General features: G+C 69.4%; 13 protein-coding genes. 2 read left to right on the top strand and 11 right to left on the bottom strand.

Annotated elements, in window-relative coordinates:
• Nucleotides 1–9 precede the first annotated feature (9 nt).
• Nucleotides 10–1161: a mechanosensitive ion channel family protein gene (locus tag PKE72_RS00590; protein ID WP_271163535.1), complete on the top strand. Its 1152-nt coding sequence runs from the start codon at nt 10–12 to the stop codon at nt 1159–1161.
• Here the strand turns inward: PKE72_RS00590 and PKE72_RS00585 are convergent.
• The 6 genes from PKE72_RS00585 to PKE72_RS00560 all read right to left on the bottom strand — a co-directional run bounded on the left by PKE72_RS00585 (nt 1112) and on the right by PKE72_RS00560 (nt 7199).
• Nucleotides 1112–1525 (bottom strand): surface-adhesin E family protein, encoded by a 414-nt coding sequence (locus tag PKE72_RS00585; protein ID WP_271163534.1) that lies wholly within the window; start codon nt 1523–1525, stop codon nt 1112–1114. The two genes, PKE72_RS00590 and PKE72_RS00585, sit on opposite strands and share 50 nt — an antisense overlap.
• Nucleotides 1522–4959: an AAA family ATPase gene (locus tag PKE72_RS00580; protein ID WP_271163533.1), complete on the bottom strand. Its 3438-nt coding sequence runs from the start codon at nt 4957–4959 to the stop codon at nt 1522–1524. The genes PKE72_RS00585 and PKE72_RS00580 overlap by 4 nt, the downstream gene beginning before the upstream one ends.
• Nucleotides 4960–4971: 12 nt before the next feature.
• Nucleotides 4972–5574: a thioredoxin domain-containing protein gene (locus tag PKE72_RS00575; protein WP_271163532.1), complete on the bottom strand. Its 603-nt coding sequence runs from the start codon at nt 5572–5574 to the stop codon at nt 4972–4974.
• Between the two features lie 3 nt (nt 5575–5577).
• The gene (locus PKE72_RS00570) at nt 5578–6222 is read right to left on the bottom strand and encodes a DsbA family protein (protein WP_271163531.1); all 645 of its coding nucleotides are present in this window, start codon (nt 6220–6222) and stop codon (nt 5578–5580) included.
• Nucleotides 6223–6353: 131 nt separating this feature from the next.
• Entirely contained in the window at nt 6354–6596 is a 243-nt protein-coding gene (locus PKE72_RS00565) for a hypothetical protein (protein ID WP_271163530.1), read from the bottom strand.
• A gap of 51 nt (nt 6597–6647) precedes the next feature.
• Nucleotides 6648–7199, bottom strand: coding sequence for a DUF721 domain-containing protein (locus PKE72_RS00560; RefSeq protein ID WP_271163529.1), 552 nt, complete (start codon nt 7197–7199; stop codon nt 6648–6650).
• A 21-nt stretch (nt 7200–7220) separates the two neighbouring features.
• On the opposite strand from PKE72_RS00560, the gene mutY reads away from it, so the two are divergent.
• Entirely contained in the window at nt 7221–8255 is a 1035-nt protein-coding gene (mutY, locus tag PKE72_RS00555) for an A/G-specific adenine glycosylase (RefSeq protein ID WP_271163528.1), read from the top strand.
• A gap of 9 nt (nt 8256–8264) precedes the next feature.
• On the opposite strand, the gene PKE72_RS00550 is transcribed toward mutY, so the two are convergent.
• From PKE72_RS00550 to tkt, 5 genes are all read right to left on the bottom strand, one after another.
• Nucleotides 8265–9359: a site-specific DNA-methyltransferase gene (locus tag PKE72_RS00550; RefSeq protein WP_271163527.1), complete on the bottom strand. Its 1095-nt coding sequence runs from the start codon at nt 9357–9359 to the stop codon at nt 8265–8267.
• A gap of 818 nt (nt 9360–10177) precedes the next feature.
• Nucleotides 10178–11374, bottom strand: a complete 1197-nt coding sequence (gene purT / locus PKE72_RS00545) for a formate-dependent phosphoribosylglycinamide formyltransferase (RefSeq protein ID WP_271163526.1) — start codon at nt 11372–11374, stop codon at nt 10178–10180.
• A gap of 5 nt (nt 11375–11379) precedes the next feature.
• The gene (locus tag PKE72_RS00540; RefSeq protein ID WP_271163525.1) at nt 11380–11772 is read right to left on the bottom strand and encodes a VOC family protein; all 393 of its coding nucleotides are present in this window, start codon (nt 11770–11772) and stop codon (nt 11380–11382) included.
• Nucleotides 11769–12602: an alpha/beta hydrolase gene (locus tag PKE72_RS00535; RefSeq protein ID WP_271163524.1), complete on the bottom strand. Its 834-nt coding sequence runs from the start codon at nt 12600–12602 to the stop codon at nt 11769–11771. The genes PKE72_RS00540 and PKE72_RS00535 overlap by 4 nt, the downstream gene beginning before the upstream one ends.
• A 179-nt stretch (nt 12603–12781) precedes the next feature.
• On the bottom strand, nt 12782–14773 hold the full coding sequence (gene tkt / locus PKE72_RS00530; protein WP_271163523.1) for a transketolase: 1992 nt from the start codon (nt 14771–14773) through the stop codon (nt 12782–12784).
• Between the last annotated feature and the right edge of the window lie 21 nt (nt 14774–14794).

Here is a 14794-nt window from a genome sequence, read left to right as displayed (position 1 = left end):
AGGAAGCCCATGCCTCCCGAAATCATCGCCGTCACCCGACAGATCCGCGCCCTGTGGAGCCAGTTCGACTGGCTGCCCGAATGGGCGGTCATCGGTCTGGTCCTGCTGGTCTTCGTCGGCGGAGGCTGGCTGACGCACAAGATCGTCTTCGCCATTCTGCGCCGGCTCGTGAAGAACAAGGACGTCTTCTGGCGCGGGGCGGTCGAACGCGCGCGGGTCAAGCTGCGGGTCCTGATCATCATCATCGGCATCGGCATCGGCGTGACGGTCTCGCCGATGGACCCCGGTCCGTCCCAGGACATCCGCAACATCCTGCAGTTCCTGTTCGTCCTGACCCTGGGCTGGCTGGCCTCGGGCCTGCTGGACATGTGGTCGGTGATGCACCTGAAGCGGTACAATATCGCCGTCGAAGACAATCTGCTGGCCCGCAAACATCTGACCCAGACCCGCATTCTGCAGCGGGTGGCCAAGGTGCTGTTGTTCATCGTCACGGTCGGTCTGGCCCTGATGACCATCGCCGGCTTCCGCCAGTGGGGCGTCAGCCTGCTGGCCTCGGCCGGGGTGGTGGGCATCATCGCCGGCCTGGCCTTGCAGCCGATCCTGACGAACATGGTCGCCGGCATCCAGATCGCCCTGACCCAGCCGATCCGCCTGGACGACGCCGTCATCGTCGAGAACGAGTGGGGCAATGTCGAGGAGATCACCGCCACCTATGTGGTGGTCAAGCTGTGGGACTGGCGGCGGATGGTCCTGCCCCTGTCCTATTTCATCACGACGCCCTTCCAGAACTGGACCCGCGAGAACGCCCGCCTGATCGGCACCGCCTTCTTCTACGTCGATTATGAAGCCCCGATCGACCGGCTGCGCGAAGCCTTCGAGGGCATCGTCAAGGGCTCGAAACTGTGGGACGGCGATGTCCAGGTGATGCAGGTGACAGACATCACCGAACGGGTGCTTCAGGTCCGCTGCCTGGCCAGCGCCCGCTCGGCCCCGGTCGCCTTCGACCTGCGCTGCGAGATCCGCGAGAAGCTGATGGCCTTCATGCGCGACGAATGCCGCGAAGCCCTGCCGCGCGACCGCCTGGAATGGCCGCAGGGGGAGGACAAGCCCGTCAGTCCGACAGCGCCGCTTGGCCCCGACGGATTGCTTCGTCCAGCCTGATTGGCGCGAGAGCAGGACTATGCCCGCACGCCACAGCCAGCAGTTCCACCGCATCTCCGCCAGCCGCCGCCGCATAGGCCGGGGCGGGGTCTGGCGTCGCGGGGCCTTCCGTCCCATCCTCCTTCAAGGACGAGAAGTCGAGCCGATCCGCCGTGTGCGCCCGACAGTCGAAGGCCCAGCGGGACCAGCCGCCGACATAGGTCACATCCCCGACCTTGAACCCCGCCTCGGTCACCTGAAGCTCGCGCATCCGGGCCGTATCGCCCTCCCGTTCGATGGAGGCCACATCGGCATAGACGGCGAACCGGCCGACGCCGGTGTCAACCAGTTGGGGGTCGGCGAGCGCGAGCAGCAGGGCGATCATGCGACCAGTTTCTCCGCCTGGTGCAGATCCACGCTGACCAACTGGCTCATCCCCCGCTCGGGCATGGTGACCCCGTACAGCCGGTCCATCCGGCTCATGGTCACCGGGTTGTGGGTGATGACGATGAATCGGGTGTCGGTGCGCCTGCGCATCTCATGCAGCATCCGGCAGAAGCGGTCCACGTTTGCGTCGTCCAGCGGGGCGTCCACCTCGTCCAGCACGCAGACGGGGGCGGGGTTGGCCAGGAAGACGCCGAAGATCAGGGCCGCCGCCGTCAGGGCCTGTTCGCCGCCCGACATCAGGCTCATGACCGATAGCCGCTTGCCGGGCGGGCAGGCGTAGATCTCGAGCCCGGCTTCCAGCGGATCGTCGCTCTCGACCAGTTTCAGCTCGGCCTGGCCGCCGTCGAACAGGGCTTCGAACAGGGCCTTGAAGTTGGCGTTGATCACATCGAAGGCGGCGATCAGCCGCTCGCGGCCCTCGGCATTCAGTTCGTCGATGCCGTCGCGCAGCTTGGCGATGGCCTGGGTCAGGTCGATCCGTTCCGACTTCATACTGTTCAGCCGGTCGCCATATTCGGTCGCCTCGTCCTCGGCGCGCAGGTTGACGGCGCCCAGGGCCTCGCGCTCGCGCTCCAGCCCGTAAAGCAGGCTCTCTGCCCCGGCGGCGTCGGGCGGCCGGGCAACGGCCTCGTCGGTCAGTTTGCGGGCCAGATCCTCCGGCGACATCTGCGCCGTCTCGCGCAAGGTCGCCTCGGCTTCGGTCAGCTTCTCGGCTGCAGCCTCGGCGCGGGCGGCCAGACCGGCGCGGGCTTCGCGGGCCTGGGATGCGGCGGCGTCGGCGGCGCGAGCGGTGCGGTCAGCTTCGGTCGCGGCGGTCTCGGCGGTGGCCATGGCGTCGGACGAGGCCTGTTTGCGCTGTTCGGCGGCGGTCAGTGCATCCAGCAGCTTGCTGCGCTGCTCGGCGAAGCCTTGGGGCGCCACCTCGGCCTGTTTCAGCTGGGCGGCGGTGCGCTCGGCGTCCTTGGCCAGGGCGGAGACGCGGGCGCCGCTGTCCTTGGATCGGGCGATCCAGCCGTCGCGGGCGCGGCTCAGACTGCCCAGGCGCTGTTCGCGGCCCTGGCGGTCGCGGGCCTCGGCGTCGCGGTCTGACCGGGCGGTCTGGGCGGCGATTCGAGCCGCGTCGGCGGCGGAGCGGGCGGCGGACAGATCGTCCCGCAGACCGGCCAAGGTCTCAGACGGCGCCTCGACCGTCTGGGCGGCGGCCAGTGCGGCGTCAGCTTCGGCCACCTCGGCGGCCAAGCGGGCCAAAGCCTCGTCCAACGCCTGGGCGCGGGCCTCGCGGCGGGTCTGGTCGCGCATCAGGCTTTCGACGCGGTCGCGGCCGGCGGTGACGGCCTTGTCGAGGGCGAAGGGCTTCAGGCGGGCGGTCTTGACCGCCTCCTCGGCCGCGCGGAAGGCCTCGGCCGTGGCCTTCTGCTGGGCCTGCGCCTGCTCCAGCGCCGGCTTGCCCTTGTCGATCTCGGCTTCCAGCTCGGCCAGCCGGGTGCGTTGGGCCAGGCGGACGGCGGCGGGGCGGGGAGCTTCGGCGCGGCTGACGAAGCCGTCCCAGCGGTACAGGTCGCCCTCGGGCGTCGCCAGACGGGCGCCGACGGGCAGGGTTCGGGCCAGGTCGGCCGCCTGGGCGCGGGGGGCGACGCCACACAGGGCCAGGCGGGCGGCGAGTTGTTCGGGGGCCTGGACATGATCGGACAGAGGTTCGACTCCGGCGGGCCAGACCGGCGGGCGGGGCTCGGCGCCGGCCCAGTAGGCGGCGGCGCGGGCGTCCAGCGCCGCGTCCAGGTCTTCGCCCAGGGCGGCGGCGAGGGCGGCCTCATAGCCCCGGTCGGCGCGGACCTTGTCGAGGGCGGGAGGATGGTCGCGCTTGCCGCCGACCAGCAGCTGGGCCAGGCCGCGCGCCTCGGTCTGGAGCCGGCCCAGCCGATCCTCGGCGGCGCGGGCGGCGGTGCGGGCCTCTTGCTCGGCGCGCGCCAGGTCGCCGCGTTTGGCTTCGGCCGTCTCGACGGCTTCGCGGGCGGCGGTCAGTTCGGTCTGGGCCGTCGCGAGCGTTTGGCGGGCGGTCTCAAGCTCGGGCGTCTCCAGCGGCCCAAGGGCTTCGCGTTCGCGCTGGGCCTGATCTCGCTGTGCGACGACGCGGGACAGGCGGGCCTCGGCGTCGCGGCGGCGGGCGGCTTCGGCGTTGGCGCGGGCCTCGACGGCGGCCAGGGTTCCGGCCAGGCGTTCGACTTCGGCGTCGGCGGCCTTGCGGGCCTCCTCGGCGGCAGCCAGGGCCTTGTCCAGTTCGGGGCCGCGTTCGGGGGCGGCGGCGATCTCGGCCTGGAGGCGGGTCAGTTCGTGGTCCAGCCGGTCCAGTTCGCGCCGGGCGTCGGCGGCCATATTGGTCTCGCGCTCGACGTCGGCGGCGATGCGGGCGGCCTCGGCCTTGAGGCGATCCACCTCGGCGCGGGCGGCCTGTTCGGCCATGTCGAGGCGGTCGCGCTCCAGGCTGGCGCGGTGCAGCAGGGCCGAGGCGACGGCGTCTTCCTCCCGCGCCGGCTTCAGGGCTTCCTGGGCGGCGAGGGCGGCGGTCTGGGCCGCGGCCGCTGCGGTCGTGGTGTCGGCCACGGCGCGGTCGGCGTCGCGCAGCTCCTGAGCGGCAGCCTCGGCGGCGAGCTGGGCGTCGTTCCAGCGGGCGTAGAGCAGGGCGGCCTGGAGGGCGCGGATCTCGGCGGAGATCTTTTTGTATTTCTCGGCCTGGCGCGCCTCGCGCCTCAGCCGGTTCAGCGCCGTCTCTAGCTCGCGGCCGATGTCGTCGAGGCGTTCGAGGTTGGTCTCGGCCGCCTTCAAGCGCAGTTCGGCCTCGTGACGGCGGGTGTGCAGGCCGGCGACGCCGCCTGCTTCTTCCAGGATGCGACGGCGGTTCTGGGGCTTGGCGGCGATCAGTTCGCTGATCTGACCCTGACGCACCAGGGCGGGGGAGTTGGCGCCGGTCGAGGCGTCGGCGAACAGCAGCTGGACGTCGCGGGCGCGGACCTCTTTGCCATTGATCCGGTAGGTCGAGCCCTGGCCCCGGTCGATGCGGCGCGAGACCTCCAGCACCGGACTGTCGGTGAAGGGCTGGGGCGCGCGCCGCTGGGCGTTGTCGATGGTCAGCTGGACTTCGGCATGGCTGCGCGGAGGACGGCCCGAGGCGCCGGCGAAGATGACGTCGTCCATGCCCTGGCCGCGCATGGCCTTGGCGGAGTTTGCGCCCATGACCCAGCGCAGGCTTTCAAGGACGTTGGATTTGCCGCAGCCGTTGGGGCCGACGATGCCGGTCAAGCCGGATTCGATATGCACTTCCGCCGCATCGACGAACGACTTGAAGCCGACGAGCCGGAGGCGCTGAAACTGCATCGGTCCTGGCGTTTACCGGCGCAGCAGCGGATCGACGGCGGCCGACAGGGCCTCCAGCGTGTGTTCGGCGACGGGCTTGCCGTTGACGAAGAAGCTGGGCGTGCCCGCCACGCCTGCCTGTTGCGCCCCTTCTATCTGAGCTTGAAGCGCCGCGCCGGTGGCGGGGTCGCTGAGGCAGGTCTCGATCTGTTCGCGCGTCTTGCCGCTGGCGGCGACGCCGGCGTCGAACCAGGGCTTGGCGCCGGTGGTCCGCAGATTGGCTTGGTCGCGCATGAAGACCTCGGCCACGTCGAAATAGCGGCCGGGCGCGGCGCAGATGGCCACGGCGGCGGCGGCGGCGGCGACATTGGCCGGGGCGGTCGGCAGGTTGCGATGCACCAGCCGGACCTTGCCCGTGTCGATGTATTTGGCCTTGAAGGCCGGGAGGACCTCGTTGTGGAAGTCGGCGCAGTGCGAGCAGGTGAAGCTGGCGTATTCGATCACGGTCACCGGCGCGTCGGCCCGACCCAGCACATGGTCCTGGGCCGTCACGGGCGGCGGGGGCTCGGCGGCGAAGGCCGGCCCCGCCAGGGCGGCGGTCAGGAGGGCGAAGGTGAGGACAGCGCGCCGGATCATGGCTTATTTCGCCAGTTCGGCGTCGATGGCCGTGGACAGGTCGGCCAAGCTTGCGCCTTCGCCGCCCGGGGTGATGACCTGGGTGTCGTTGACATAGAAGGCCGGGGTGCCGGTCACGCCCTGGGCCTGGGCGGCCTGGACGCGCTTCTCCATGGCGGCGACGGCGTCCTTGTCGGTGACGCAGTCGTTGAACTGTTGCTCGGACATGCCGGCGGCCTGGGCCGTGCGCAGCAGCCAGTCGCGCGGCGAGGAGGTCAGCATCTCCTGCTGGGTGGCCATCAGCTGGTGGACGACGTCGAAATACTTGTCCGAGCCGGCGCAGCGGGCGACCAGGAAGCCGGCGGTGGCGGCGTCGACCGGCGGGGTCGGCAGTTCGCGGAAGACGTAGCGGACCTTGTTGGTGTCGACGTATTTGGCCTTGAACGCCGGCCAGGTGTTCTTCTGCCACAGGGCGCAGTGGGGGCAGGTGACCGAGGCGTATTCGACCACGGTGACCTTGGCGCCTTCCGGAGCGCCCAAGCCCATATCGCCCTCGGCCGCGCCCTTGGAGCCGCCGCCGCAAGCGGCCAGGGCCATGGTCGCCATGGCGGCGCCGGTGATGGCCGCACGGCGGCTCATGCGGGCGAAGCGGGTTTCGAAGTTGGCCATGAGACTTCCTTGGTCGGAGCGTTGCCGGATGATCGCGCGATTCTCTCGGAACCACGGAACCCTAGATTAGTCGAGACTGGGTGCGGCTTTTTCCGGGCCGCGACTGTCTGATAACGCGAAGTACGCGGCGATCAAAGATCGTTGCTCGCGGGTCGCTTAGGTCGTTTCCTGTCACGATGGAGCGTAAAATCGATAAGGGTCGATCCGATCGAGACGATGAGGGCGAAGATGACGCCTGCGGGGGCCTTGTCCATCAGGGTCGTGTCGAGCGGGATGAGGATGGCTGCGACGGTAAAGCCCAGTCCGGCGCCCAGGAATGAGCCGACAAAAACCCTGAACCAATAGGTCTTTCGATTCTTGCCCTGCCGATCCATCAGCCCATTTCCCTCGCCTGGGGCGAAGAAGGTTTCCGCGGCGAAGATTTGTCAATCGCGGTCGTTCGAACGCGACAGGGTGGCGCGGCCCAGGCGGGCGAGGGCGGCGCGGAGTTCGTCGGGGGCGTCGGCGATGGAGGCGGTCAGATCGGCCTCGGCCTGGGCGGCCAGGGGCGGGGGTTTGACGGCGCGCTTGGGCCGGGCGGCGGCCTCGGTCAAGGGTTTGATCGGGCCCTGGGCGATGCGGAGGCGGTCCACCGAACCCGCGCCGAGGAACAGGTTCACGCGAGCCAGTATGTCTTCGGACTGATGCTGGACCAGAAGCGCGGCGGCGCCGGCGACGCGCAGCTCCAGCACGCCGGGCTGGCCGGCCTTGCCCTTGGTCAGTTTCTGGGGGCGGGTGACGCGGGCCAGACGGTCGCCGACGATCTCGCGCCAGCGGGGCTCCAGCGCGCCGGCGCCGCGGCCGAACTTCTCGTCCAGTTTCTTGATCAGGGGCGTCAGGGCCTGGCCGGCGCGGGGCGCCGGGCGCGGCGCCGCGCGGGTGCGGCGGCGCGACAGGATCTCGCGGACCTCGGCGTCTGTGGGCAGCGGGCGGCGCATGGGCCTATATAGCGTCATCTCATGCCTGACGTCTCTCTGATCCGCTCCGAATTGCTGGCCTGGTACGACCGGCATGCGCGCAGCCTGGCGTGGCGCGCGCCGCCGGGGGCGGAGGGGCGGACCGAGCCCTATCGAGTCTGGCTGTCGGAGGTGATGCTGCAGCAGACCACGACGCCGCATGCGACGCCCTATTTCCAGAGCTTCACCGCCCGCTGGCCGACGGTCTCGGACCTGGCGGCGGCCGAGGACGGGGAGGTCATGGCCGCCTGGGCGGGGCTGGGATATTACGCCCGGGCTCGTAATCTGCTGGCCTGTGCGCGGGCCGTGGCGGGCGAGCATGGCGGGGTTTTTCCGGATACGGAGGCCGATTTGCTGGCCCTGCCGGGAGTGGGCGCCTATACGGCCGCGGCGGTAGCGGCCATCGCCTTTGATCGCGCGGCCAATGTGGTGGACGGCAATGTCGAACGGGTCATGGCGCGGCTGTTCGCGGTCGAGACCCCGGTTCCACCGGCCCGGCCCGAGCTGAAGCGGCTGGCGGGTCTGTTTGTGACGGACGAGCGGCCCGGAGACTGGGCGCAGGCGCTGATGGATCTGGGGGCGACGGTGTGTCGGCCCAAGTCGCCGCTGTGCGGTCAGTGCCCGGCGGCGGGTCAGTGTCTGGGCCTGGCGAGCGGGGCGCCGGAGCGGTTCCCGGTAAAGCTCAAGAAGGCTGAGCGTCCGCATCGTCGGGGTTTCGCCTTCGTCATGATCGATCCCGACGGACAGGTGGCGCTGGAGCGGCGGCCGGACAAGGGGTTGCTGGGCGGGATGTTAGGCTTGCCGACGTCGGACTGGAGCGCCTCGCCGGATGCGACGCCGCCGGTCGACGGCGACTGGCGCGAGGCGGGGGCGGTCGAGCATGTCTTCACCCATTTCAGCCTGACCCTGACGGTGCGGACAGCGCGGGTCAAGGCGGGGGGCGACTATCAGTGGCTGGGGCTCGAGGCGGCGCGGGCGGCTCTGCCCACGGTCTTCGCCAAGGCGCTGGATCGGGCCGGCGAACCGGCCCTGATCTGAACCCGCCGCCTATTGCATCCCGGCGCGGATTTCGGCGCGGAGGGCGTCGATGGATTTCAGGCCCTGGTCGGTCTTGAAGCGCCAGTAGGTCCAGCCATTGCAGGCGGGGGCGTTCTCGAACAGGGCGCCCAGCTTGTGGATCGAGCCGGTCATCGAGCCGGACACCAGCGAGCCGTCGGCGCGGACGCGGGCCTCGCGCTCGCCCTTGGGGCAATAGAGGCGGTCGCCGGGGTGCAGCAGGCCGGCCTCGACCAGGGCGCCGAAGGGCACCTTGGGCTCGGCGCGCTTGGAGCCCATGACCATCAGGTCTTCGGGATTGGCGGGAATGACCGAGGCGATGCGGGTCTCGGCGACGGTCGCATAGGTCTCGTCACGCTCGATGCCGATGTAGTGGCGGCCCAGGCGTTTGGCGGCGGCGCCGGTGGTGCCGGTGCCGAAGAAGGGATCCAGCACGACGTCGCCGGGGCGGGTGGCCGACAGCAGCACGCGGTGCAGCAGGGCCTCGGGCTTCTGGGTGGGATGGGCCTTCTTGCCGTCGGCGTCCTTGATCCGCTCCTCGCCGGTGCACAGGGCGAAGGTCCAGTCAGACCGCATCTGGGTGTCTTCGTTGAAGGCCTTCAGGGCGTCGTAGTTGAAGGTGTAGCGTTTCTGGTCGCGCGAGCGGGCGGCCCAGATCAGGGTCTCGTGGGCGTTGGTGAACCGGGTGCCCTTGAAGTTCGGCATCGGGTTGGACTTGCGCCAGATGATGTCGTTCAGCACCCAGAAGCCCAGGTCCTGGATCGCCGCGCCGAGGCGGAAGACGTTGTGATAGGAGCCGATCACCCAGATCGAGCCCTCGGGCTTCAGCACCCGGCGGCATTCGGTCAGCCAGGCGCGGGTGAAGGCGTCATATTCGGCGAAACTGTCGAACTTGTCCCAGTCGTCGTCGACGGCGTCGACCTTGGAATTGTCCGGACGCAGCAGGTCGCCGCCCAGCTGGAGATTGTAGGGGGGGTCGGCGAAGACCATGTCGACCGAGGCGTCGGGCAGGCTTTTCAGCACGGCGATACAGTCGCCGCGGTGAATGACGTCCTTGGCGAGGACGGGGGTGTTGAGCTCGGACATGGAACGCGGCCTCGGAACAGTGAGACGGTCATGGTGAATCCTTACGGTTAAGGCAGTGTTGACTCTGTTCATTTTCGGCGCAGCCGACGCCGGGTGTGCAGAAGCCCCCTCGCGCTTTCGCTGCGAAGTTGGAGGCCCATCGCGAGTGGAGGGCGGGACGGAGCGCCGGGCCTCGCCCGGGATGGATTAGTTTTTACCGTTTCGACGAAGACAGACGCTCCGCGCGCAGGGTGTTTCTGCCGGCCGGGGATATTGAAGCGGCAGTTGTGATGCCTCTTCCCCAAGGCCTGCGTCAGGTCGGCGATCCCTGCGAAGGACCGTCCCGAGTGCGACCGGGTTCCTAACCCCGTGTCCTCCGCCGACGTTTCTGCGCGGGATGAGCCCACCGATGCACCGCCATGCGGCGCGAGGGAATCCCACCCCCGCCCCTGATCCCTACGCTCCCGCCGCCGCAAGGTCGCAGGCCTTACGAGCCCTCCTAGCGACGAGACCGGGGAGATTATGAGGGGGTTTGGGAGGGTGGTTAGGAGCGGGGGGTGAGATTTTTGTAAGGGGTTGGAATTGTTGGGGGCGAGGCAGCGTCATTGTGCGCGCTACCCCCAACATCTTTCGTCATTCCGGGCGAAGGGCCGCTTGGCCCGCAGACCCGGAACCCAGCGGCGCCGAAGGCGAAATCTGTAAGCCGCACGATGTTGAAGATCAGAGTCCGCGACAGGTTCGCGCTCTCGCGCGCCGCTGGGTTCCGGGTCTCCGCTGCGCTTCGCCCGGAATGACGAAAGGGAGGAGGCGCCTTCTCCCGCAAGGGGAGACGGAAGATCTCAGCCCCGCACCACCTTCACGCATCCCGCCGCTTCGCGGGCCCGTTCGCGGGCCTGATCGACGTCGGCGCCGCGGGCGGTCGCGACGCCCATGCGGCGGCGGTCGAAGGCTTCGGGTTTGCCGAAGAGGCGCAGGTCGGCGGTGGGGACGGACAGGGCTTCGGCGACGCCTTCGAAGGCGATCCCTTGCGCCTCCAGGCCGCCGTAGATGACGGCGCTGGCGGCGGGTTCGCGCTGGGTCACGTCGACGGGCAGGCCCAGGATGGCGCGGGCGTGGAGGGCGAACTCGCTCAGGGTCTGGCTGGCCAGGGTGACTAGGCCGGTGTCGTGGGGGCGGGGCGAGACCTCGGAGAACCAGACCTGGTCGCCCTTGACGAAGAGTTCGACGCCGAAGACGCCGAGACCGCCCAAGGCGTCCGTGACCTTGCCGGCGATGTCTTGCGAGGCGGCAAGCGCAGCGGGGCTCATGGCCTGGGGTTGCCAGCTTTCGACATAGTCGCCCTTGACCTGGCGGTGGCCGATGGGGGCGCAGAAGTCCGTGCGGGTCGAGCCGTCGGGGGCGCGCGAGCGGACGGTCAGCAGGGTGATCTCGAAATCGAAGTCGATGCGGCCCTCGACGATGACGCGGGCGGTTTCGACGCGCCCGGCGGACTGAGCATAGGTCCAGGCGTCGGCGATTTCGTCGGGGCTTTCGACGAAGGATTGCCCCTTGCCCGACGAGGACATGACCGGCTTGACGAAGTTGGGGTAGCCGACGGTCTCGGCGCCGGCGGCCAGTTCCTCGGCCGAACCGGCGAAGGCGTAGGGGCTGGTGGGCAGGCCCAGCTCTTCGGCGGCGAGGCGGCGGATGCCCTCGCGGTTCATGGTCAGCTGCACGGCGCGGGCGGTGGGGATGACCACGGCCAGGCCGGCGGCCTCGATATCGGCCAGGACCTCGGTGGCGATGGCCTCGATCTCGGGCACGATGAAGTGCGGGGCCTCGGCCAGGATGACGCCGTTCAGCACCTGGGGGTCGGTCATCGGGATGACGTGGCTGCGGTGCGCGACCTGCATGGCCGGGGCGCTGGGATAGCGGTCGACCGCGATGACCTCGACGCCGAGCCGTTGCAGCTCGATGGCGACCTCCTTGCCCAGTTCGCCCGAGCCGAGAAGCATGACGCGGACGGCGGTGTCGGAAAGCGGGGTGCCGAGTTTCATCGGGGTCAGGCTCCGGTAGCGGGTTCGATCAGGTCCCAGGCGTTGCCGTAGAGGTCTTCGAAGACCACCACCTTGCCATAGGGTTCGTGACGCGGGGTTTCGCGGAAGACGACGCCGGCGGCAAGCCAGGCGGCGTGATCGCGCAGCAGGTCGTCGGTTTCGAGGAACAGCCAGACACGGCCGCCGGCCTGGTTTCCGACCTGGGCCTTCTGGGCGTCGGTCGTGGCGCGGGCGAGCAGCAGGCTGGTCTCGCCGCCCTTTGGAGTCACCCGCACCCAGCGCTTGTCGCCGCCCATATCGGTATCCTCGCTGAGGTCGAAGCCCAGCTTGCCGACATAGAAGGCGATGGCCGCGTCATAGTCGTGGACCAGGAGGCTGATCGCGCCGATACGGCTCATTTGGCGAGCTCCGCATAGAGGCGGCGGAAGGCGTCGAGGGCGGCGCCGTGGTAGATGGTGGCGTGGGTCTCGGTCGGGCGGGGCGTGAAGCTCCAGCTCAGGCCGGGCAGGGCGTGGTCGCGCAGATTGGCGGTCAGGACGTCCATGGGGGCCTGCATCTCGGGGCCTTCGTCGCCCAGGGTCAGGATCAGGGTGCGGGGGTCATTCGACTGGTCGCGCAGACGGGCGCCGGACTGACGCGCCAGTTCGCCGCCGTCCCACCACAGGCTGGGGCTGACGGCGACATAGGCGTCGAACATCTGGGGTTCCTTGAGGAAGGTCTCGACCACGAACAGGCCGGCCAGGGATTCGCCCATCAGGGCCGTCTCGCCGCTGGTGCGGAAGCGGGTTTCGATGAAGGGCTGGACCTCTTCGGACACGAAACGGCGGAAGCGATCCGAATGGCCCTGGGTCGGATAGCGGGCGATCAGTTCGGGGTTTTCGGTCGGCAGGGCCAGTTCGTTGCGGCGATCGACCGAGGCGATCCCGACCACGATCACGTCGCGGGTCGTGCCGACGACGGTCCCGAGTTGAGCCAGGCCCGAGATGTGGTGGAAGTCCTGATCCTGGCCGCCGTCGAGGACATAGAGGACGGGATAGGTCTTGCCGCTGTCGGCATAGCCGGGGGGCAGCCAGACGTTGATCTCGCGCGGGGCGCCCATGACGGCCGAGGGCAGGGCGTAGGACCGGCCGATGACGATGGGGGTTTCGGCGATGGCGACGGGCGTTTGGGCGTGGGCGGTCGTCGCGAGGCTGAATGCCAGAAATAGACCAAGGACGCCCAGTTTCATCGTCTGCTCCAACGTCCCTTCTCCCCCTTGCGGGAGAAGGTGGCCCGGAGGGCCGGATGAGGGGTCGGTCGATGGTCGTCGCGGCCGGTGCGACCCCTCGCCCGACCGCGCCAGGACGACGGTTGCGCCGCCGTGCGCGGTCTCCCTCTCCCGCAGGGGGAGAGGGAGATGAAGAGAGATTACAACCGGGCTTTGACCGCCGCGACGACGGCGTCGGCGGTGATGCCGAACTTGTCGTAGAGGACTTCGGCGGGGGCGGAGGCGCCGAAGCCGGTCATGCCGATGAAGGCGCCGTCCTCGCCGATGAAGCCTTCCCAGCCTTGCTTGATGGCGGCCTCGACGGCGACGCGGATCGTGCCGCGGCCGATGACCGAGGCGCGGTAGGCGGCGTCCTGTTGCTCGAACAGTTCGAAACAGGGGACGGAGACGACGCGGGTCGGGACGCCTTCGGCTTCAAGCGTCTCGGCGGCCTTGAGGGCCAGGGCCAGTTCCGTGCCGGTGCCGAACAGGGTGGCCTTGGCCTCGCCCGAGGCGGGCTTGATCTCGTAGGCGCCCTTGGCGGACAGGTTTTCCGTGCCCGCGACGGTGCGGACGGCGGGGGTCTTCTGGCGCGACAGGGCCAGGGCCGAGGGGGTGGTCTTGGATTGCAGGGCGATCTGCCAGCACTCCATGGCCTCGACCGTGTCGGCGGGGCGGAAGACGTTCAGGTTGGGGATGGCGCGCAGGGCGGCCAGGTGTTCGACCGGCTGGTGGGTCGGGCCGTCCTCGCCCAGGCCGATCGAGTCGTGGGTCAGGACGTGGATGGCGCGGACCCCCATCAGGGCGCCCAGACGGATGGCCGGGCGGCTGTAGTCCGAGAAGACCATGAAGGTGCCGGCGTAGGGGATGATCCCGCCGTGCAAGGCGAGGCCGTTCATGGCCGCGGCCATGCCGAACTCGCGGATGCCCCAGTTGACGTAGCGGCCCTCATAGGACGGGGCGTCCAGTATGGGGGTGCCGGCGACGAAGGTGTTGTTCGAGCCGGTCAGGTCGGCCGAGCCGCCGACCAGTTCGGGGATGGAGGCAAAGACCTGATCCAGGGCGGCGCCCGAGGACTGGCGCGTGGCCTGGGCCGGCTGGGTCTCGATCAGTTCGGCGATCTTGGCGTTCAGGGCGTCGAAGGCGCCCTCCGGCAGGTCGCCCTTCATGGCGCGGGTGAAGTCGGCGGCCTGGGGCGAGGCGGCCAGGCGGGCCTCCCACTTCTTGCGGTCCTTTGAGCCGCGACGCCCGACCTTGGCCCAGGCGTCGGCGATGGTCTGGGGCATTTCGAAGGGTTCGTGATCCCAGGCCAGGCCCAGACGGGTGGCGGCGATCTCGGCCGCGCCCAGGGCGGCGCCGTGGGTCTTGTGGCTGCCTTCCATGGTGGCGGCGCCCTTGCCGATCTTGGTCTTGCAGGCGATCAGGGTCGGTTTGTCCTGGCGGGTGGCCCATTTGAGGGCGGCCTTGATCGCGTCCATGTCATGGCCGTCGATGGCCTTGACCGCCCAGCCGGCGGCCTTGAAGCGGGCCTTCTGGTCGGTGGCGTCGGACAGGGAGACCTTGCCGTCGATGGTGATCTCGTTGTCGTCCCACAGGACGGTCAGCTTGTTCAGCTTGTAGCGGCCGGCCAGGGCGATGGCTTCCTGGGACACGCCCTCCATCAGGCAGCCGTCGCCGGCGACGACCCAGGTGCGGTGGTCGACCAGGTCGTCGCCGTATTTGGCGGCCAGGTGACGCTCGGCCATCGCAAAGCCGATCGAGGTGGCAAGGCCCTGGCCCAGCGGGCCGGTGGTGACCTCGACGCCGGGCATGTGGCCGTATTCGGGGTGGCCGGCGGTCTTGGAGCCCCACTGGCGGAAGTTGGACAGTTCTTCCTTGGTCGCGGCCTTGTAGCCGGTCAGGTGCAGCAGGGCGTAGATCAGCATCGAGCCGTGGCCCGCCGACAGGATGAAGCGGTCGCGGTCGGCCCAGTCGGGGCGGCTGGCGTCAAACTTCAGGAATTTCGAAAACAGCACCGTGGCGACGTCGGCCATGCCCATGGGCATGCCGGGGTGGCCCGACTTGGCCTGTTCGACGCCGTCCATGGCGAGGACGCGGATGGCGTTGGCCATCTGCTGGGGCGTGGCCTTGGGGGCGGATTTGACGTCGGTCACGGGGGAAGACCTTTCGGCGGA

The organism is Brevundimonas intermedia (assembly GCF_027922165.1).
Taxonomy (GTDB): domain Bacteria; phylum Pseudomonadota; class Alphaproteobacteria; order Caulobacterales; family Caulobacteraceae; genus Brevundimonas; species Brevundimonas intermedia.
This window is presented reverse-complemented; position numbering and strand designations above follow the sequence as displayed.

Coding starts and splice junctions, on each gene's coding strand:
- purT (WP_271163526.1), bottom strand. CDS start 11,374: ATGAAACTCGGCACCCCGCTTTCCGACACCGCCGTCCGCGTCATGCTT.
- PKE72_RS00590 (WP_271163535.1), top strand. CDS start 10: ATGCCTCCCGAAATCATCGCCGTCACCCGACAGATCCGCGCCCTGTGG.
- PKE72_RS00575 (WP_271163532.1), bottom strand. CDS start 5,574: ATGATCCGGCGCGCTGTCCTCACCTTCGCCCTCCTGACCGCCGCCCTG.
- PKE72_RS00560 (WP_271163529.1), bottom strand. CDS start 7,199: ATGCGCCGCCCGCTGCCCACAGACGCCGAGGTCCGCGAGATCCTGTCG.
- PKE72_RS00540 (WP_271163525.1), bottom strand. CDS start 11,772: ATGAGCCGTATCGGCGCGATCAGCCTCCTGGTCCACGACTATGACGCG.
- PKE72_RS00565 (WP_271163530.1), bottom strand. CDS start 6,596: ATGGATCGGCAGGGCAAGAATCGAAAGACCTATTGGTTCAGGGTTTTT.
- PKE72_RS00580 (WP_271163533.1), bottom strand. CDS start 4,959: ATGCAGTTTCAGCGCCTCCGGCTCGTCGGCTTCAAGTCGTTCGTCGAT.
- PKE72_RS00535 (WP_271163524.1), bottom strand. CDS start 12,602: ATGAAACTGGGCGTCCTTGGTCTATTTCTGGCATTCAGCCTCGCGACG.
- mutY (WP_271163528.1), top strand. CDS start 7,221: ATGCCTGACGTCTCTCTGATCCGCTCCGAATTGCTGGCCTGGTACGAC.
- PKE72_RS00570 (WP_271163531.1), bottom strand. CDS start 6,222: ATGGCCAACTTCGAAACCCGCTTCGCCCGCATGAGCCGCCGTGCGGCC.
- PKE72_RS00550 (WP_271163527.1), bottom strand. CDS start 9,359: ATGTCCGAGCTCAACACCCCCGTCCTCGCCAAGGACGTCATTCACCGC.
- PKE72_RS00585 (WP_271163534.1), bottom strand. CDS start 1,525: ATGATCGCCCTGCTGCTCGCGCTCGCCGACCCCCAACTGGTTGACACC.